This window comes from Pseudomonas sp. C2B4 (genome assembly GCF_013359695.1).
Taxonomy (GTDB): Bacteria; Pseudomonadota; Gammaproteobacteria; order Pseudomonadales; family Pseudomonadaceae; genus Aquipseudomonas.
This window is the reverse complement of sequence record NZ_JABFMU010000056.1, coordinates 1-18,291: the sequence shown is the minus strand read 5'-3', so window position 1 is coordinate 18,291 and position 18,291 is coordinate 1. Positions and strand designations below refer to the sequence as shown.

At 59.3% G+C, this 18,291-nt stretch carries 19 protein-coding genes and 1 pseudogene; 10 read left to right on the top strand and 10 right to left on the bottom strand.

Annotated elements, in window-relative coordinates:
• Nucleotides 1–17: 17 nt before the first annotated feature.
• A complete protein-coding gene (locus HNQ83_RS25515) occupies nt 18–1,199 on the bottom strand; it encodes an EAL domain-containing protein (protein WP_175391522.1) in 1,182 nt (393 codons plus the stop codon).
• Between the two features lie 891 nt (nt 1,200–2,090).
• Here HNQ83_RS25515 and HNQ83_RS25510 point away from each other — a divergent pair.
• The 5 genes and pseudogenes from HNQ83_RS25510 to HNQ83_RS25490 all read left to right on the top strand — a co-directional run bounded on the left by HNQ83_RS25510 (nt 2,091) and on the right by HNQ83_RS25490 (nt 6,176).
• Nucleotides 2,091–3,023 (top strand): universal stress protein, encoded by a 933-nt coding sequence (locus tag HNQ83_RS25510; protein ID WP_175391521.1) that lies wholly within the window; start codon nt 2,091–2,093, stop codon nt 3,021–3,023.
• Nucleotides 3,024–3,060: 37 nt separating this feature from the next.
• Nucleotides 3,061–3,180 (top strand): annotated as a pseudogene (locus tag HNQ83_RS25505) (IS30 family transposase); the annotation flags it as partial.
• A 128-nt stretch (nt 3,181–3,308) separates the two neighbouring features.
• A complete protein-coding gene (locus tag HNQ83_RS25500; RefSeq protein WP_175391520.1) occupies nt 3,309–3,734 on the top strand; it encodes an N-acetyltransferase in 426 nt (141 codons plus the stop codon).
• A 226-nt stretch (nt 3,735–3,960) separates the two neighbouring features.
• Nucleotides 3,961–5,094: an aminotransferase class V-fold PLP-dependent enzyme gene (locus tag HNQ83_RS25495; RefSeq protein WP_175391519.1), complete on the top strand. Its 1,134-nt coding sequence runs from the start codon at nt 3,961–3,963 to the stop codon at nt 5,092–5,094.
• Nucleotides 5,095–5,369: 275 nt separating this feature from the next.
• Nucleotides 5,370–6,176, top strand: coding sequence for a lytic transglycosylase domain-containing protein (locus tag HNQ83_RS25490; protein ID WP_175391518.1), 807 nt, complete (start codon nt 5,370–5,372; stop codon nt 6,174–6,176).
• Between the two features lie 245 nt (nt 6,177–6,421).
• Here the strand turns inward: HNQ83_RS25490 and HNQ83_RS25485 are convergent, their stop codons facing one another.
• The 4 genes from HNQ83_RS25485 to HNQ83_RS25470 form a co-directional block, all read right to left on the bottom strand.
• The gene (locus tag HNQ83_RS25485) at nt 6,422–6,826 is read right to left on the bottom strand and encodes a DUF6632 domain-containing protein (protein WP_175391517.1); all 405 of its coding nucleotides are present in this window, start codon (nt 6,824–6,826) and stop codon (nt 6,422–6,424) included.
• Between the two features lie 347 nt (nt 6,827–7,173).
• Entirely contained in the window at nt 7,174–7,872 is a 699-nt protein-coding gene (locus HNQ83_RS25480) for a two pore domain potassium channel family protein (RefSeq protein WP_175391516.1), read from the bottom strand.
• Between the two features lie 174 nt (nt 7,873–8,046).
• The gene (locus HNQ83_RS25475; protein WP_175391515.1) at nt 8,047–8,451 is read right to left on the bottom strand and encodes a DUF488 domain-containing protein; all 405 of its coding nucleotides are present in this window, start codon (nt 8,449–8,451) and stop codon (nt 8,047–8,049) included.
• A 6-nt stretch (nt 8,452–8,457) separates the two neighbouring features.
• Nucleotides 8,458–9,270, bottom strand: a complete 813-nt coding sequence (locus HNQ83_RS25470; RefSeq protein WP_175391514.1) for an AraC family transcriptional regulator — start codon at nt 9,268–9,270, stop codon at nt 8,458–8,460.
• Nucleotides 9,271–9,404: 134 nt separating this feature from the next.
• On the opposite strand from HNQ83_RS25470, the gene HNQ83_RS25465 reads away from it, so the two are divergent.
• Together HNQ83_RS25465 and grxC are read left to right on the top strand one after the other, a co-directional pair.
• Nucleotides 9,405–9,923, top strand: coding sequence for a carboxymuconolactone decarboxylase family protein (locus tag HNQ83_RS25465; RefSeq protein WP_175391513.1), 519 nt, complete (start codon nt 9,405–9,407; stop codon nt 9,921–9,923).
• A gap of 143 nt (nt 9,924–10,066) precedes the next feature.
• Nucleotides 10,067–10,318, top strand: coding sequence for a glutaredoxin 3 (gene grxC / locus HNQ83_RS25460; RefSeq protein ID WP_175391512.1), 252 nt, complete (start codon nt 10,067–10,069; stop codon nt 10,316–10,318).
• Nucleotides 10,319–10,457: 139 nt separating this feature from the next.
• Here the strand turns inward: grxC and HNQ83_RS25455 are convergent, their stop codons facing one another.
• Complete coding sequence (locus tag HNQ83_RS25455) at nt 10,458–11,546, bottom strand: polyamine ABC transporter substrate-binding protein (protein WP_175391511.1); 1,089 nt, start codon at nt 11,544–11,546, stop codon at nt 10,458–10,460.
• Between the two features lie 52 nt (nt 11,547–11,598).
• Nucleotides 11,599–12,900: an FAD-binding oxidoreductase gene (locus HNQ83_RS25450; protein ID WP_175391510.1), complete on the bottom strand. Its 1,302-nt coding sequence runs from the start codon at nt 12,898–12,900 to the stop codon at nt 11,599–11,601.
• A gap of 151 nt (nt 12,901–13,051) precedes the next feature.
• Here HNQ83_RS25450 and HNQ83_RS25445 point away from each other — a divergent pair, with 151 nt between their 5' ends.
• On the top strand, nt 13,052–13,930 hold the full coding sequence (locus HNQ83_RS25445) for a LysR family transcriptional regulator (protein ID WP_175391509.1): 879 nt from the start codon (nt 13,052–13,054) through the stop codon (nt 13,928–13,930).
• A 109-nt stretch (nt 13,931–14,039) separates the two neighbouring features.
• Here the strand turns inward: HNQ83_RS25445 and HNQ83_RS25440 are convergent, their stop codons facing one another.
• The 3 genes from HNQ83_RS25440 to HNQ83_RS25430 are packed head-to-tail and all read right to left on the bottom strand — an operon-like array spanning nt 14,040 to nt 17,022.
• Nucleotides 14,040–15,548 carry a tripartite tricarboxylate transporter permease gene (locus tag HNQ83_RS25440; protein WP_175391508.1) on the bottom strand — a complete coding sequence of 503 codons (1,509 nt, stop codon included), beginning with the start codon at nt 15,546–15,548 and terminating at the stop codon, nt 14,040–14,042.
• Nucleotides 15,549–15,572: 24 nt separating this feature from the next.
• Nucleotides 15,573–16,055, bottom strand: a complete 483-nt coding sequence (locus tag HNQ83_RS25435) for a tripartite tricarboxylate transporter TctB family protein (protein WP_175391507.1) — start codon at nt 16,053–16,055, stop codon at nt 15,573–15,575.
• 1 nt (nt 16,056) lies between these two features.
• Nucleotides 16,057–17,022: a tripartite tricarboxylate transporter substrate binding protein gene (locus HNQ83_RS25430; protein WP_175391506.1), complete on the bottom strand. Its 966-nt coding sequence runs from the start codon at nt 17,020–17,022 to the stop codon at nt 16,057–16,059.
• A gap of 280 nt (nt 17,023–17,302) precedes the next feature.
• Here HNQ83_RS25430 and HNQ83_RS25425 point away from each other — a divergent pair, with 280 nt between their 5' ends.
• Both HNQ83_RS25425 and HNQ83_RS25420 read left to right on the top strand, forming a co-directional pair.
• On the top strand, nt 17,303–17,653 hold the full coding sequence (locus HNQ83_RS25425; RefSeq protein ID WP_175391505.1) for a DUF6152 family protein: 351 nt from the start codon (nt 17,303–17,305) through the stop codon (nt 17,651–17,653).
• Complete coding sequence (locus HNQ83_RS25420) at nt 17,653–18,141, top strand: DUF6644 family protein (RefSeq protein WP_175391504.1); 489 nt, start codon at nt 17,653–17,655, stop codon at nt 18,139–18,141. Before HNQ83_RS25425 ends, HNQ83_RS25420 begins: the two co-directional genes overlap by 1 nt.
• The last annotated feature ends 150 nt before the right edge of the window (nt 18,142–18,291 follow it).

The following is an 18,291-nucleotide window of genomic DNA, read 5'->3' as shown; positions in this document are numbered from 1 at the left end:
GCCGGCCTCAGAAAGATTTAAAGACTCCCCATGCGATTTCGTAACAACAAATGGGTTAAAACTTCTTGCTCCAAAACTTCAGAAATCAACGGACCTTGAGCCTCATCACAATTCAGTCGTTTGAGCAGCGCCAATTCTTCTTGCGTTGCGACCCCCTCCGCCATGACCGTCAGTCCCAGCTGCTGGCTCTCCGTAATAATACAGGCCAATGAAGAAGCCAGCTTTTCATTATTAACTGCACTGCGCACCAACGATGGAAAAATCTTGACATCTGTAAACGGCGTCAATTTTAAATTCAAGCAGTATCGATAACCCTGACCAAAGTCATCATGGGCTACAGCAAAACCTTTTAGCCGCAACTTATAGATCGATCCGAGGTGGTGAATCAGATTCTCTTTTTCCGAAGATCGGGCCAATTCAAATCCGATGCATTCTGGCTCTCCCTCTTGACGAACCACGAGCTCGTACAGCCGATCCGCAAAACCACGGCGCCTCAATACCGAAATGGACAGATTGATCCATACCGTCACCCTGCACCCCAGCCCTCTCCAGGCGCGTTGAGCGGTGATGACCTGGCTCACCACATGCACCAGAAGCTCTTCGTCAAACTCACCGCCGGCATTCGCAGCCAACATGCCTGTCGACGACAGCCCTTCTGATTGCGGAGGGCCTGCGAAGACCTCCGCCCTGACGGCTGCAATACGGCCGGAACGCAGATTTTTTCTGACCTGAAACCTTATCCGGACTTGATCCTTGTCCACTGACTCAAGTAGTGAGCACGCGTCATCCGAAACTTGACTTCCCGGCTGTACAACAGCATCCAACCCAATAACCTTTCGGTGCAGGGCACGCAGATCAATGACATCTATGGGTTTGGAAACCAGACCGACAACCGTGAATCCGAAATTCCTGGCCATGAGGCTGGCATTCACCGCTGTTCGCCGGGGAGAATCATCCAGAATCGCCAATGCAGGTAGTTGCTTGAAATCCGCAAAGTGCTTGAGCAGTTTCGCACCGTCCACTTCCAACACCGTCAAACTGCTCAAGATCATGTCGAATGAGTGCGCATTGAATAATTCAGCGGCCTCACTTCTATTTTTAGCGGCCCTGAATATTACATCCTCCATATGTTCCTGGAGCGCATGCAAAAACCTATTCTTGAGTCCACACCCCTCGAGAACCAAGATACTGTAAGGCACAAACCGATTCCTTCACCATCAACGACCCCGTCATACGTTCCATGCTTTGTTTACTGGCGATGGGCGTTCGATCCGATGAATTTTCTTTCATTAATTTTTCACAATCTATAGGAGGATCCTTAAAAATCGGAGTGGCCCAAGAATAATCCGGAATCTCCCACACCGCGGAACCGGAGCCTCAGGTTGCCATGGGTGTGGAATGGAATCCTGTTCAGGCAAGATCAAATTGCGGTCATGCCGGACCTGCTCAGCCGTCCAACCAACGAGAGCGGCGCGTTCTCATAAGATCGAATAGGGTTGGTTCAGTGAGTCCTTAGGTGAAAATCAACTAACTCAACCGACCAACTAACAGAGCTTCAGGCAGAATAGCCGTCATACTCTGCAACCGAGTTGAGCGCGCAATAAGTGCCCGCAACAAGCAACTCGATTTATTCCACCATGGTCGGAGGAATCCCTCTGCGCGTAGTATTTGCGCGGACGGATAGGCGCATGCAGGCTTGATATTGAACGCGACCGACGCTCCACGTTTCTTTGCCAGTAACGCAACCATCAGGAATAACGAAATTCGTTCGGCAAAGTGTACCGGTCACGTTACAACTGAATATAGATGCAATGGAAAAACAGCGCCAGTGCTATGGGGTTAACTTGCGCAGTTGCATGAGTGATCAGCAGCCGTTCCGGTAATTATTGCCAGCTCGAATCGAGCGTCAACAATCACACAGGGCCGGCAGGAATCGAATTTTGCTGTCGCATGCATGATGTCGGTAAGTGAGCTTCCGGTTGACGGGCGGACAAGGGCTGGACTAACGCGCCCACCCGAAAGGGCATAGGTCAAGAACGCCCGTGCCGCCGCCCCACATAAAAACTGTACTCACGCACAGGAAGACACTCATGCACACCATTCGCAACACCTTGGTGGTGGTGGATTCGCAGCAGTCCAATGACCTGATCCTGAACAGAGCCAAAATGATTGCCAGCGCTACCCGGTCGCACCTGCACCTGCTGGCCTGCGACAAGGGACACCGGCATTCCTCCTACCTGAACGACACGCACGGCGCCTTGGTACAGGAGGGTTATAGCGTCAGCACCCAGCAGGACTGGCATGGGAGTTCACACAAGACCATCATCGCCGCCCAACAAGCAGAGGGCTGCGGCCTGGTGATCAAGCAGCACCTGCCCGACACCCCGCTGATGAAGGCCCTGCTCACGCCCGAGGACTGGAAGCTACTGCGATACTGTCCCAGTCCGGTGCTTATAGTAAAAACCGCAAGGCCCTGGACCGGTGGCACCATTCTCGCGGCAGTAGATGCTGGCAGCAGTGATATGGAGCACCGCGTCCTGCACTCCGGTATCGTCAGCCACGGCTATGACATCGCCGCACTGGCCGGCGGCACGCTACACATGTTGAGCGCCCACCCCTACCCGATGCTGTCGGCGGCCGACTCCGTATTCCAACTCAAAGAAAGCATTCAGGCGCTCTATCGCGAACTGTGCAAGACACTCCAGGCCGAATTTGACGTCAGCGACGAACGCCTGCATATCGAAGAAGGTCCTGCCGATGTACTGATCCCGCACATCGCACACAAACTCGAAGCCGTGCTCACAGTGATCGGTAGCGTGGCCCGCACCGGACTGTCCGGCGCATTGATCGGCAATACCGCCGAGATGATTCTGGACACCCTGGACAGCGACGTGCTGGTGCTCAAACCGGACGACATCATTACCCATCTGGAGGAACTGGCCGCTCCATCACACGGTGCATCGGCAGATGCCGAGACATCCTCTTGGCCGTATAGCCATAACAACCATCGGCCACATATTTAGGAGCTGGTCAACAAACGCCCTTGGGCTCGACCCTGCGGAGCACTCGCAAGCCACGCTCAATGATGTGGCAAGGCAGCTGAACAGCCGTCCTCGGAAAACACTAAACGACGAAACGCCCACTGAACGATTTAGCCAATCTGTTGCATCGACCGGTTGACTCCACAGCCATAAGCAGCCATTCAATCCGTCTATAAGAAACGACATGATGAGTTTGCTGACTCATCTGGTGATGACAGAAATGGGCTACCTTGTTCACCCGATCACTCATCGCTCAGGGAGAGCACCATGCCTTTGGAAATCCAGCTTTCGGAAAATGTGACTGAAGCAGAGCGGTTAGGGATTTTGAACCCGCTGCTGGCCCATAACCTGGCCAATGGTGGGGACGATGCCCACGAAACATTTGCCCTGCTGCTACGAGCCCCCGAAAGCAATGAAGTCATGGGTGGCCTGTATGGCAAGGTCTCTTATCGATGGCTACTCATCGATCTCGTCAGTGTTCCCGAGTCGATGCGTGGTCAGGGTATCGGAGAACGACTGATGCACATGGCCGAAGACGTCGCGAAGAAAAAGCACTGCATCGGTATTTGGCTGGAGACCTTCAGCTTTCAGGCACCGGGTTTTTATCAAAAACTGGGTTACTCCGAATTCGGACGCCTGGCAGATTATCCGCCGGGACATACCCGGTTCTATTACCAGAAACGGCTGTGCTGACAGCGTATTGTGCCGATGGCTCCACTTTATGCCTGGATGCATCGGTCATTTGGCGCTCGTCCTCAATGTCCACTATGGGTCTGCTGCCCTTCCTAACTGATCGTTATCGACCTGATGATGCCAGCCGCTCGACAGAAGTCGCCATTCAATCCCGGGCAATCTTGTCATTTGCCAAGGCTTAGGGCAGGGTCGATACCACTGACATCTCTGCCAAAGGAGTCACTTCATGTCAAAGCTATATCCCAGTATCGATCCTGAGGGGCTGGTCGAGTACTCAGTGGTCTACACCGACCGCTCGCTCAACCACATGTCGCAGTCATTTCAAGGCGTGATGAAGAACATTTCCAGCACCCTGAAACAGGTCTACAACGCCCAGGCTGTTGCGGTGGTCCCGGGCAGCGGCACATTCGGCATGGAAGCGGTGGCGCGACAGTTTGCCACCGGCCAGCAATGCCTGGTGATACGCAACGGCTGGTTCAGTTATCGCTGGAGCCAGATCCTTGAGATGGGCAACATCCCGGCGGCCACTACGGTGCTGAAAGCCCGACCGGTCGACACGGGTCGCCAGGCTGCCTACGCCCCCCCTCCTCTGGACGAAGTGCTGGCCGCCATTGCGGCTTCGAGGCCGCAGATTGTCTTCGCCCCCCACGTTGAAACCTCATCGGGGATTATCCTGCCCGACGAGTACCTGCGGGCCGTCGGCGACGCCGTGCATGCAGTGGGTGGCCTGTTCGTGCTGGACTGCATCGCCTCAGGCACGCTTTGGGTTGATATGCACAAATGCGCAGTCGACCTGTTGATCAGCGCACCGCAGAAAGGCTGGAGCGCCTCCCCTTGCTGCGCCCTGGTGATGCTCAGTGCTTTGGCCCTCGAGCGTATCGAACAGACGCAGAGCAGCAGTTTCGCCTGCGACCTGAAAAAGTGGCTTCAGATCATGCAGGCCTACGAACAGGGCGGACACGCCTACCATGCGACCATGCCCTGCGATTCCCTCGCGCGCTTTAACGAAGTGATGAAAGAAACGCAAGCCTACGGTTTCGACAAGGTCCGCGGCGAACAACAGGTCCTGGGCGATCGGGTGCGTGCAATGTTGACCGGCAAAGGCATCAAAAGCGTGGCCGCTGCCGGTTTTCAAGCCCCAGGCGTCGTGGTGAGCTACACCGATGATGCCGACATCAAGAACGGCAGGAAATTTGCCGACCACGGCCTGCAGATCGCCGCCGGAGTGCCGTTGCAATGCGACGAGCCGGCCGACTTCCAGACCTTCCGCATCGGTCTGTTCGGACTCGAAAAGCTGCACAATATCGAGCGCACGGTCAGCACCCTCGAGCAGGCACTGGACGAGGTGATGGTTAACTAAGCCCTCGTCTGTCCCGCCCAGGCTCCGGGCCCGTCACCCGCGGATTGGACTTTCGCCAGGCCCTGGCAAGCCGGGACGCTGCGTCGTGCGAGCAATCAGGCCTGCGCCTCGCCTGGGAACGCTGGCAGCCCGTACGTCAACGCAAGCTCCAACGCCGGTTACAAGGGGTATAACTATCAGAACAAAAGGCGGGTCACCCGGAATAGGTCCTCCAAAGGCAGCGCCCGGGCCAGGCGCCCCAGGCCTGACCGGCGCCTGCGGCGCGGAGCGATGTGATGAGTTCCAGAGCATGGCGATTGGCTCGCAAGAGCCTTCTTGGTTGCATCGAGCTGACCTTGCTGGTCACGCCACTGTGCGCCAGCGCCATGTTCAAGTGCCAAACCAGGGACGGAGCCATCAGCTACACCAGCCAAGCCATCGCCAGCGCCCGCTGCACTCGCCTCAATGGCATGGCGGATGCCGGTGTCGGCAACAAGGCAAAGGCCCAGCCACGGCTCGTGCGGGACGACGACCCCGGCGCGATGCGGGTTCGGGTATACACCTTCATCCACAGGGGTGTTCGTCAGTATGTGAGCCGGCGCCCCGTCGGGATCTCCGCACGGGTCGATTTGCTTGAGCTCTATTACATCAAGGGCTGCTATCTGTGCATGGCGCCGAAGGATTTCAAGGTCGCCTCACTGCGCCTGGACACTCAATCGTATCGGCGGGAGATCGAAGCCGCTTCGGGTCTTTATGGTGTCGACAGGGCGCTGGTCCGCGCAGTGATACATGCCGAATCGGCGTTTCGCCCCAACGCCATTTCCGAAGCAGGCGCCCAGGGACTGATGCAGTTGATGCCCGCCACCGCCGAGCGCTTCGCCGTGGACGATCCGTTCGACGCACGACAGAACATTCGTGGCGGCGTGCGCTACCTGGCCTGGCTGCTCAAGCGCTTCAACGGCAACCAGATGCTGGCGTTGGCAGGTTACAACGCCGGCGAAGCATCCGTGGACGAGTACAACGGGGTGCCTCCCTACGCGGAGACGCAATCCTACGTCACCCGCGTGCAGTCCTTGACCGAACGCTATCGCAACCATCGCTAGTACCGTAGGGCGCATAACCCGCATAGGTCATGCGCCGGGAGGGGATTGGTTCAACCGAACGCCCACACTCACCGGTAGCTATTCAGTCGTGACAGGCAGAAAACGCCCCAGGCTGTGAAAAAACGCGGACACCGTCTTGAAGACAGCGTTGCTACGTAAAATCTGTCGGCGTTGGTTGATCAGCAGACCAAAAAATAGGCGTAGTAACACGCTTTTCGTCCCGATCCTGACAGTCAAACCTGCTCTTAGGCCCCATTGTGTGTCCGGGGTCGAGTGGCCAATTGCGAGCGAGGCGTCAAGATGGCCAAGGCAACCGCCACGATGAAGAGCGCCGGCACGTCACCTGCCAAGTGCCCCATTTGACCCGGCTGGGTGACCGCCTGGACGGCCATGATTCCTCCGTGTACGGCGCTAGACCACACGGTGAACCAGATCAGGCTCAGATTGGCTAATGGATCACGTGCGGCCAGGATCAAGAACACGCCAAGTGTGGCGTAGATGCCAACGATCATCATCGGGTAGTCCGAGTGACCGATGTGCCAGGCCCAGCCGGACGGCCAGAACAACATAAGTGGGTAGAGAGCAAGGCACGCGAGGCCAGCCAAAACCAGAACGACGCGCAAATACCTGAGGCGATCGACTGCGGTCATGGCGGACTCCTCTTTGGGCCTAACGCTAAATGGACCCCGAGTGGGGTGATAACGCCTTCACGGGCTGGGTGGGTAACATTCCTTGTTCTGTCGTCTATCCCTGACCAGGCCGGGCATTGTGACAGTCGTTGATACAACATGGACGGAAAGCCCAATCTGCTCAATCGGTTCCGGCAGTAGACCAAGCATAGCTACTCATTGCTATCGCTCCGTCCATCAGCTGCTTCTGGCCGGTTTCTGCCCTTCGTGACATGTAAAAATCGGCCCTGGCAGTCGATCGCCGGTGTCTACTGAATCAGGGACGACTCAATCACTAACCCCCTGAGGCGGCTCAGGCAGATCGAGAGTCACTGGGTCTGATTCGTCGGGTATAGACCGGCAAGCCGCGCTATCACCACACCAACGTAAAAGACGCCTGAAAACTCTTCGACCATCACAAGTGAGCGAGCATGGTTGGTCAACGGGAGCACATCACCGTAACCGGTGGTCGTGAGTGTCGTGAGGCTGAAATAGATCAGTTTGAAGAAAGTGCCAGGCTGTCTGAAGTCGAGGAGCTCAGGGCCGAATGAGCCAGCGGCGGATATCTCGACCAGCGCATAGACGAAGGACCAAACGAAGGCCAGCATGATGTAACCCGCAAGCGCGCCATGCAGCTTGTCGGCTGTAATTGGCCCGCGCTTGAGAATATAGCGAAGCACTCCGCTGAACGAGACGGCAAGAGACGCCGCATAAAACATCCCGGCAAAGAAAAGAATCGCGATACTTTCAACCCACAACGCCGACCATTGAAGGCCAACTCCAAGCAACGCCAGGCCCAGTTTGAGGATGAACCCCAGCCGAGTCTGCCTGGTGGCGAAAGCGCCCACGAGCAGCACGATTGAAAACAGAATGCCAAGCAACGTGCGAGCAAATAGACCTTCCTCAAGAAAGGGAAACAGGAGGATCAATCCCAGTAAAAGCAGCAATAGATAGGTGCAGGGCCCTCGCCCTATTACCAACTGAGCTAAATCCTCGTCGGATTCGGCCTTGTTTTGCGGATTTGTCATACCGGTTTCCCAGAGACTGAAATAACGCTCGAGACCTGACGTTGCAGGGTTGAAATCTGACCTGGCTTTAGGATAGTCGGCAGTGAAACTCTAGTCGTGAATGCTTGCGAGAGGGTTCAGCCTGACAGAGCGCAATGGGTCGACAACCACCCTTGAGTGCCTGAACTTCTCCGCTCAATACTCCGGAAACTCATCCCGATAACACACCGGCGAGCTGGAGCCCTGATACCGATCAAGCTCCTCTTCCAGCCATTGCCCGAGCACCACGGCAGGGTTTTGCGCCGGATCATCCGCCGTGACCACCAGCGTCAACATCCCCGTTTGCGCGTACGGCAACAGCGCCCACCAATGCGCCGGCTGAGCGGTCAGCTCCCGCCGATAGGCTGTGGTGAACCCGGAAAAATCCAGCTGCCCAACCATGAACGCTTGCTGTAAGTCCGCCGAGGGCGCGACGTCGGGAAGCCAGGCATCGAACGGCATTGGCGCCTTGGGGCAATCCTGGGGCCACTGACGGTCCACCAGAATGCGCCGCCCGTCTTCGGGCGCGGCAGGGTCGCAGGTACGTTTGCACTGGATCATGGTCACTCACCCCCTCCACTCTCGCGGGCTGACCCCGGTTTTACGGCGAAACGCCCGGGCCAGCGCCGACGGGCTTTCGTAGCCGACTTCTTCGGCGATCAGGGCAATCGGCTTGCCTTCACGCAAGCGTTTCTGCGCCAGGCTGATGCGCCAGCTCACCAGGTAATCCACCGGTGCCTGGCCCACCACACGCTTGAAGTGTTCGGCAAAGCTGGCCCGCGACATGTTAGCCAGCGCCGACAGCTCGGCCACGCTCCAGGCCTTGGCCGGCGCTTCGTGCATCTGGCTCAAGGGCCGGGCCAGGCGTGCATCCGCCAGGCCAGCCATCATGCCCGGTTGCTGGTTGCGCGTGCTCAGGATGTAGCGCAGCAACTGAATCACCAACAGTTCGAACAGCCGGTCCATCATCGCTTCGCGACCGCAGGTGCCATCGAACGCCTCGTTGAACAGCCATTCCAGGGTGCCGGCCAGGGTCGGGATTTCATCGAGCTTGAGCACCAGATACTCCGGCAACGCCGCCGCCAGGGCATTGCCCGAGCCGCCATCGAAACTCAGGGACGCGCACACCAATTGCGTGTCGGAGGCTTCGGTGGCGAACAATCGGTGACGGTAGGGTCGCGGGAAAAAGATCAGCGTTGGCTCGGCGAGGCGCAGCTCGCGCTCATCGGCCAGTTTCAGCACGACCTCGCCGGCCTGCAGCAAATGCAGGTGACCACAGGCCTGGCTGCCATCGAACGCCGTCGTGCCGCAAAACGTACCGCTGTGAAAGGTGCCGGCGTTGACGCCGAAATGCGTGAGCAATGTGGACAAGCGATCCATGGGGAGACTCCCGAGGGCAGTTCTGGACGATCTGTCGCATATCGTCGACGATTTGCACCCAATTAACCAGTCCGAATCACTAGCATGAACTCCGTACCCAGCGCCTGTCGCGCTGAAATCTTCGGAGAATCGCCATGACCCGCATCACCTCAGTCAGCCTGGAACACGCCACCGACGCCACCCGCCCACTGCTGGAAGGCGTGCAGAAGAAAATCGGTTTCCTGCCCAACGTGTTCCGGGTGCTGGCCCATGCCCCTGCCGTGCTGGCCTCTTATCTGCAAAATTCGGCGGCACTGGGCAAGACGTCCCTGAGCGCCACGGAGAAGGAAGCGATTTTCCTCGCCACGTCACAGGTCAACGGTTGCGACTACTGCCTGGCGGCGCACACGCTGTTCGCCGGCAAGGCCGGGCTCACCCGCCAGGAGATTCTCAGTGCCCGCGAAGGCCGGCTCGACGCCTACGCCCTGCTCGCCCGGCAAATCACCGAAAGCCGTGGCCATCTGGACAGCGAGCAGATCGCAGCGGCCCGCGCCGCCGGGATCAATGACGCGAAGATCATCGAAGTGATCGCCCATGTGGCCTCGCAGACGCTGACCAACTATTTGAACAACGCGGCCCTGACCGACATCGACTTTCCGGCCATCGATGCCTGATTGCGGGCAATTCCTGTGGGAGCGAGCCTGCTCGCGAAGGCGTCGGCACACTCGGCATTGATGTGTCTGATACTCCGCATTCGCGAACAGGCTCGCTCCCACAGGGGATGAGAGACATACCCCCCATTGTGGAGACTGAAAACATGACCACCGTGACCCTGTACACCACCGACACTTGCCCTTATTGCCGCAGTGCCAAATCGCTGCTGGCCAGCAAAGGCATCGCGATGCAAGAGATCAACATCCATCGCGAACCCGGCAAGCTGGAAGAAATGCTCGAACGCAGCGGACGACGCAGCGTGCCGCAGATTTTCATCGGCGAGACGCACATCGGCGGCTTCGACGACCTGGCCAAGCTGGATCGCCAGGGTGGGTTGATGTCGATGCTGGCTTGAACCGAAATAGAGCCACCCCCAATCCCTGTGGGAGCGAGCCTGCTCGCGAAGGCGTCGGCACAATCAGCATTGATGTGACTGAGGCACCGCTTTCGCGAGCAGCTCGCTCCCACAGGGGGTTCTGTGTCTGGCACAAAAATCAGGTATTGGTTTTCAGCTTGGTCCACAGGCGCGTGGTCAAGCGTGCAATGGACGCCGGCAAATCTTCGACAGTGAACAACTTGTCCATCACAGCAGTCGGCGGGTAGATCGCCAGGTCCTGTTTCACCGCCGGCACCACAAGGGCATCCGCTGCGCTGTTGGGGTTGGCGTAGTGGATACTGTTGCTGATGTTGGCAATCACTTGCGGCTGCAGCAGGTAGTTCATGTAGGTGTAGCCGTTCTTCTCGTGGGGTGCGCTCTTGGGCATCACCACCATGTCGAACCACAGGGTGGAGCCCTCGTCCGGGATCGAGTAGGCAATGTCGATCCCGTTCTTCGCCTCCCTGGCACTGGCGGCGGCCTGCACGATGTCGCCGTTGAAACCGATCACCGCGCAGACGTTACCGTTGGCCAGGTCGCTGATGTACTTGGAGGCATGGAAGTACTGCACGTACGGGCGAATCTTCAGCAGCGCCTGCTCGGCCTTCTTGTAGTCCGCCGGTTCGTGGCTATGGGGCGGCAATCCCAGGTAGTTGAGGGTGATCGGCAGCACCTGGGTCGGGTTGTCGATGATCGCCACGCCGCATTCGCTGAGCTTCTTGATATTGGCTTCGTCGAAAAACAGCTTCCAGGAATGGGTGATCTCCGTGCTGCCGAAGATCGCCTTGATCTTCTCGACGTTGTAACCGATGCCGGCCGTGCCCCACATGTAGGGATAGCCGTACTGGTTGCCCGGATCATTCACCTCCAGTTTTTTCATCAGCACCGGGTCGAGGTTCTTCCAGTCCGGCAACTGGCTCTTGTCGAGCTTCTGGATCGCCCCGGCCTTGATCAGGCGCGACAGGAAGTGGTTCGACGGACTGACTACGTCATACCCGGTGTTGCCGGTCATCAACTTCGACTCCAGCACTTCGTTGCTGTCGTGGATGTCGTAGGTGGCCTTGATCCCGGTTTCCCGGGTGAAGGTGGGCAAGGTGTCATCGGCGATGTAGCCGTTCCAGTTGGAAATGTTCACGGTTTCGTCAGCGTAAGCGGCTGCGCAACAGGTCGAGAGGAGAGCCACCAGGGAAACGGTTTTGACGCGCATGTTCGATCACCTTCGTGTTGAAGTGCTTTTGTTGTGTGTGAAAGGCCGTGTTCTAGATTTCGGTTCTGGCCCGGGCCGTCTCGACGCGCATGCGCAGCATGGCACCGATGTCGAGCAAGGGCTTGGGTGGCAGCCAGCCGGGCTGGGCGCGTTCCATGACCGATTGCAACAGTGGCGAGCCAACCCCCGAGGCCAGTTCGGCGAGCAACCGCCCCCACAGCGTGCCCCGTGCCACGCCCGAGCCATTGCACCCGGCCACGGCAAACACGCCCTCCTGGACCTTGGCGAAATAGGCTTGTCCCGAGCGTGAAGCGCTGAGGTGGCCGGTCCAGGTGTACTGGATGTCTTGCGCGCCCAGCATTGGAAAACGCCGTTGCAAGCCCAGCACATGGTGCTGGCGACGGATCGCCAGTTCACTGAGGGACAAATCATGGGAACGGTATTCCGCCGTGTTGCGGATCATCACCCGACGATCCGGGGTCAGGCGCACCGTGGCCCCCAGTGGTCGGGTCGACAACACACCCCAGGGCTCGGGCGCACCGATAGCATCAAACTCCTGATCAGTGAGCGGCCGGGTAAGACTGGCGCTGAGTTCCATCGGGAAGGTGCTGCTGTCACGGATGCCGGAACGGGCGACGAAGGCGTTGAGGCAGACCAGCACCTGCTTGGCTTCGATGCAGCCATGCAGGCCATTGGCGCGAATGCGTCCATTGCTCATGCGCTGCAAACCGCTGATCTCGGTGTTTTCATACAACGTCACCTTTTCCGGCAGCGCATCGAGCAAGCCCTTCACGTACTTCGCCGGTTGCAACAAGGCGTTACCGTTGCCGCACCAGATCGCGGCCTGGTAATGCCGGGTACCGAGTTTCCGGTTCAGCTGCTCACCTTGCAGACACTGCGCAGAAGCGCCGACGGCTCGCAGGGTCTGTATCTTGGCCTCGACATCGGTCAACTTGCGAGGATCGCTGACCGCAAAGAAATAACCGGATTCGCGGAAATCGCATTCGATGCCGTGCCGGGCAATGCGCTTGCGCACCTCGTCGCTGGCGGCGCGGGAAATCGAGGTATCCACCTGGAAACCGGCGAATCCGGTATTGCCTTGCAGCTCGGAAGTGGCCGGATGCTCATGGGCCACCACAAACCCGGAGTTACGCGCCGAGGCCCCTTGGGCGGCGCGTTGCCTGTCGACGACCACGATGCGTGCCTGGGGATGCATCTCGGCGAGCGAGTGCGCGGCACACAGCCCGGTGATGCCGGCGCCGATCACCAGCCAATCGGCCTGTTGCGTACCGCTCAAGGGATCGCGCAACGGGGAATCCCCGGCCTGCGCAATCCAGCCACATCTGTTTTCCATGCATCACCTCTTCGACGTTCGTTCCGCGACCGTCAATCTCTATGCACTCATCGCATGAATGGTTTGAGATGACGACGGCTATGGCTAGAATCTAAAGGCTCTTCAGGGAGACAACCAACGTTATTAAATCATCCAGGTATTCTGAAAACGCATGGATAAAATCCGCCACATTCCCTCGCTCCAGGGCTTGCAGGCGCTGGTCGAGGTCGCTGATTCGGGCAGCTTCACGCAAGCGGCGCAAACCCTGTGCCTGACCCAAAGCGCGGTAAGCCGCAAGATTCAGCAACTGGAAAGTCACTTCGGCGTGGCGATGTTCGTGCGCAACAGCCGCAGCCTGCGCCTGACGCCCGAGGGCGAACAGGTGCTGGCCAGCGCACGAAATATCCTCGAACAACTCAAGACGCTGGAAGACCGCATCGCCCCGCAGAAACGCCCGTTTCGCATCCGCATGCATGTGTCCCTGGCGGTGCGTTGGCTGCTGCCGAAACTGAGCGACTTCTATCGTCATCACCCGGAGGTTTCACTGGCGATCGAAACCGTGGCCACCGAAGTGGTGGAACCGGCCAGCGACAGCGACGCCTATGTCCTCTACCTGCCTGAACCGTCCAGCGCCCCCGATTGCCTGACCTTGTTCGAAGAAGCGCTGGTGCCGGTGTGTGCCCCCGACCTGCCGTTGTCATCACAGCAAGACCTTGCGGGTTTTGCGCTGCTGCATCGTTCGAACGATAAAAACGACTGGAGGTATTGGCTGTCGACCAACGATGGCAGGTCACTGGACGAGTTTCGCCACATCCCCTTCAACCTCGACGAACTGGCGCTGGATGCGGCGGCACGAGGGCTGGGCGTGGCCATGACCGACATGACCCTGGCGGGCGAGTCGATTGAACGCGGTGTGTTGCACATCCCGTTCGGCGATCCGTTGAAGACCCGGGGGATTTACGCGTTGTGCCTGCAGCCTTCGGCGGGCTCGCATCCGGCGTGTGCGGTGGTCATGCAATGGTTTTCCCAGCAGGCTTTGACGCCGCTATAACCCTGTGGGAGCGAGCCTGCTCGCGAAGACGTCGGCACATTCAGCGTTGATGTGACTGAGACACCGCTTTCGCGAGCAGGCTCGCTCCCACAGAGGTTGCGCTCGGCACTCAATCATCCTCATGCAACTTGATCCCCCGCGCATGCAGCAGAGGCGGCACCACTAACACCAGCAACGTCAGGGCCATGAAACACGCCGAGATCGGCTGCGTGACGAAGATCATCCAGTCGCCCTCGCTGATGGACAGGGCATTGCGTAACTGCTTCTCGGCCATCGGTCCCAGCAGCATGCCCACGATCACCGGCGCCACCGGGAAATCGAAACGGCGCATCAACACACCGAACCAGCCGATGGCCAACATCAGCAGCAGGTCGAAGGATGAATGACGCATGCCGTACACGCCGATGGTGGCGAACACCAAGATGCCGGCGTTCAGGTACGGCCTGGGGATTTGCAGCAACTTGACCCACACCCCCACCAACGGCAGGTTCAGCACCAGCAGGATCACGTTGCCGATGTACAGCGAGGCCACCAGGGTCCAGACCAGCTCGGCGGAGGTTTCGAACAGCAGCGGCCCCGGTTGCAGGTTGTAGTTCTGGAACGCCGCCAACAGAATCGCCGCCGTGGCCGACGTCGGGATGCCCAGGGTCAACAAGGGCACCAGCGAGCCGGTGGCGCTTGCGTTATTGGCCGCTTCCGGCCCGGCGACGCCTTCGATGGCGCCCTCGCCTTTATTGGCGGAAAACTCTTTCGGGTATTTGGAGAGCTTGCGTTCGGTGGAATAGGACAGAAAGGTCGGGATCTCCGCGCCGCCAGCGGGAATCGAACCGAACGGAAAGCCGATCAGCGTGCCACGCAACCAGGCGGGCACCGAGCGCTTCCAGTCGGCGCGGGTCATCCACAACGACGTCAGGCGATGCCGGCCTTCCGCTTGCTCTTGTTGATAGAGCAGGCTGTACAGCGCCTCCCCCACCGCAAACAACCCCACCGCCACCAGCACCACTTCAATGCCGTCCACCAATTCCGGAACACCCAGGGTGTAGCGGGCGATCCCCGAAGTCGAGTCCAGGCCGATCAAGCCAATGGTGAGCCCGATTCCCAGCGATGCGAAACCGCGCAGCATCGACGCGCCGAGCACCGCCGACACCGTGGTGAAGGACAACACCAGGATCGCGAAGTATTCGGCAGGGCCGAAATTCAGCGCCAGCCTGGCCACCACCGGTGCGAACAGGGTCAGCAAAATCGTCGCTATGGTCCCGGCCACGAAAGAGCCGATGGCGGCCGTGGCCAACGCCGGTCCGGCACGTCCGTTGCGGGCCATGCGGTTGCCTTCCAGGGCGGTGACCATGGAGGAGGATTCACCGGGCGTGTTGAGCAGAATCGAGGTGGTGGAACCGCCGAACTGCGCGCCGTAATAGATCCCGGCGAACATGATCAATGCCCCGGTGGGATCGACCTTGGCGGTGATCGGCAGCAGCAACGCCACTGTCAGCGCCGGCCCGATGCCGGGCAAGACACCGATGGCGGTGCCAAGCAGGCAGCCGATAAAGCCCCACATCAGATTGATCGGCGTCAGCGCCGCAGAAAACCCCATCAACAGACTCGAGAGAATGTCCACGCTGTCGATCTCCTTGCGCCCGAATCAGATCCAGACATTGACCAGCGGCGGCAGGGAAACCCCCAGCCCGGCGTTGAACAGCCAGTAGATCGGCAGGGTCAAGGCGATGCCGATGGCCAGGTCTCGCAGCGGATGCCGACTGCCAAAGCCCCGCGCCGAACAGGCAAACAGCAGCGCGGCGGCCAGCACGAAACCGATCAGGTTGATCAGCAACGCCACGCCCACCAGCCCACCCGTCACCCAGGCCGCGCCGGATTTACCGCCAGGGATCGTGCCGTTGCTGCTGTCCAGTTCGCGGAAGCCGCCGGTGAGCGCCTGATAACTCAGCAACACACCCACCACGCCAAGAAACCCGGCCACGAGGTAGGGATAGACGTAAGCCGGCAGAATCACGAACCCCATCTCGGGCGGAAAGCGGTAGGCCCCCACCGCCAGCACAACGCTGAGGGCGATCAGGCCAAGGCTGATCGCCAGTTGCGTCGGCACGATCGCGCGTGACCCGGTCATTTCAAAGCAGCCCGACCTTGACCAGCATCGCCCGCAAACGCACGTGTTCTTCATCGACGAATTTGCCGAAGTCATCGCCGGTCAGCACGCTCTCGGTCCAGGCATTGGTTTGAATGTTGTCTTGCCAGACTTTGCTTTTGCTCGCGGCCACTACCGCGTCGGTCACTTCCTTGCGCTGTTCGGGCGTGAGGTTGGCGGCGCCGTACACACCGCGCCAGTTACCGATGATCACGTCGTAGCCGCTTTCCTTGAGGGTCGGCGCATCGATTCCCGGCACACGCTCGGGCGCACCGATGGCCAATACGCGGATCTGGCCGTTCTTGATGTATTGCCCCAGTTCGGCGTAGCCCCCGGTGAGCACCTTGATCTGCCCGCCCAGAGTCTGCGCCACGATTTCGCCCCCGCCGCCGGTGGCGATGTAATTGACCTTGTTGACCGGCACATCCAGTTTGCCCGCCAGCTCGGCGATGCCGATGTGGTCGATCGACCCCTTGGAACCACCGCCAAAGGTGACGCTGGTGGGCTTGGCCTTGAAGTCCTTGATCAGGTCGTCGAGGGTCTTGTACGGCGAGTCCTTGCGCACGGCAATCACGTTGTATTCGGTGAACAGCCGGGCAATCGGCGTCACGTCCTTCAGGGTGATTTGCGGTTTGTTCTGTTCGATGCCCGCCACCATGATCGCGCCGACCACCAGCAACGCGTTCGGGTCGCCCTTGGTGCTGTTGGCGAATTGCGCCAACCCCAGGGTTCCGCCGGCGCCGCCCTTGTTTTCAAAGGTGGTGGATTTGGCCACGTTGGCCTCGATCAGGGCCTTGCCCAGGACCCGCGCGGTCTGGTCATAACCGCCGCCCACGGAACCGGGGGCCATGAATTTGACGGTGTCCAGCGCAAGCGCGGGGGTGGTGAGTGCGGCGGTGGTCAGGCCAACCGCCAGGCAGTGACTCAAGCGACGGAGCAAAGCGGACATGGTGGATCTCCCTGGATTGTTTTTATGGGTGCCGTTTGCCCGTCGAACAGGGAGCGAGTCCCGTTCGATGAACATTGGCCTGCGCATAAGCGTAGGACATGCCTGCATTTATTGAAGTTCTTTCAATCGAAGGCCTGTCGGGCCCGGGAGTGCTGCGTCACAGTTGGAAACATTCCTTTGGTCCGGGTGGTTCAGGCCGCAAAATGCGCCGACTATCCTGAAAAACATCGGCGAACACCCTGTCGGGCTTCCCTCAACGACTTGAACAGGAGAACCTGTCATGAACGTCATGCTCAAGGGCTTCGGCGCGACATTGCTGCTGGTGGCCACGGCAGCAGTCGCCCATCACGGCTGGAGCGAGTACGACTCCAGCCAACCCTTGAATCTGAGCGGCACCATCGAAGCCTCCGGCTACTCCCATCCCCACGGTTTCGTGAACCTGAAAACGGCGGACAAGACCTGGAACGTGGTGCTCGCGCCCCCCTCGCGCATGGAAAACCGCGGGCTGACCAAGGACATGCTGGCGGTCGGCACCCAAGCGACCGTGGTCGGTTACCCGAACCGAAACAAGCCCGATGAGATGCGCGCGGAACGCATCACGATTGGCGACAAAACCACCGAGTTACGCTGATGCAAGCCTCGCAGGGCTGGATGGACCGGCTCAACGACTCGCCGCTGGGCGAAGCCATGCGCGGCGATCTGTGGTTGTACCCGCTGGTCGAGGTGATGCACATCGTTGGCTTCACGATACTGGTCGGCGCGGTGGTGATGTTCGATCTGCGCGTGCTGGGGCTGTCGCGCAACATTCAGGTCACGGCCCTGGCCCGCCACCTGCTGACCTGGGCCATCGCGGCCCTGCTGTTGATCGTACCGGCCGGGCTGATGATGTTCACCGCCCACCCCCACGACTTCGCCTCCAACGACATCTTCATCCTCAAGCTGTGCCTGATTGCCACGGCTGGATTGAATGCCGTGCTGTTCCATCTTGGCGTGTACCGCTCGGTCACAGCCTGGAACACCGGCGCCCCGGCGCCTGGGGTGGCCAGAGTGCAGGCGGTTTTTTCCATTGTGATATGGGTCAGTGTGATTTGTTGTGGGCGGTTGCTGGCTTACACCTGAGAAGGACCTGGTCCCGGTGGCGTTCCGACAAAGGCGACCTGACAGCCAACCTGGCTTTTACGGATGACCCGAATCCCCTGTGGGAGCGAGCCTGCTCGCGAAGACGGAGTGTCAGTCAACATGAATGTTGTCGGATACACCGTCTTCGCG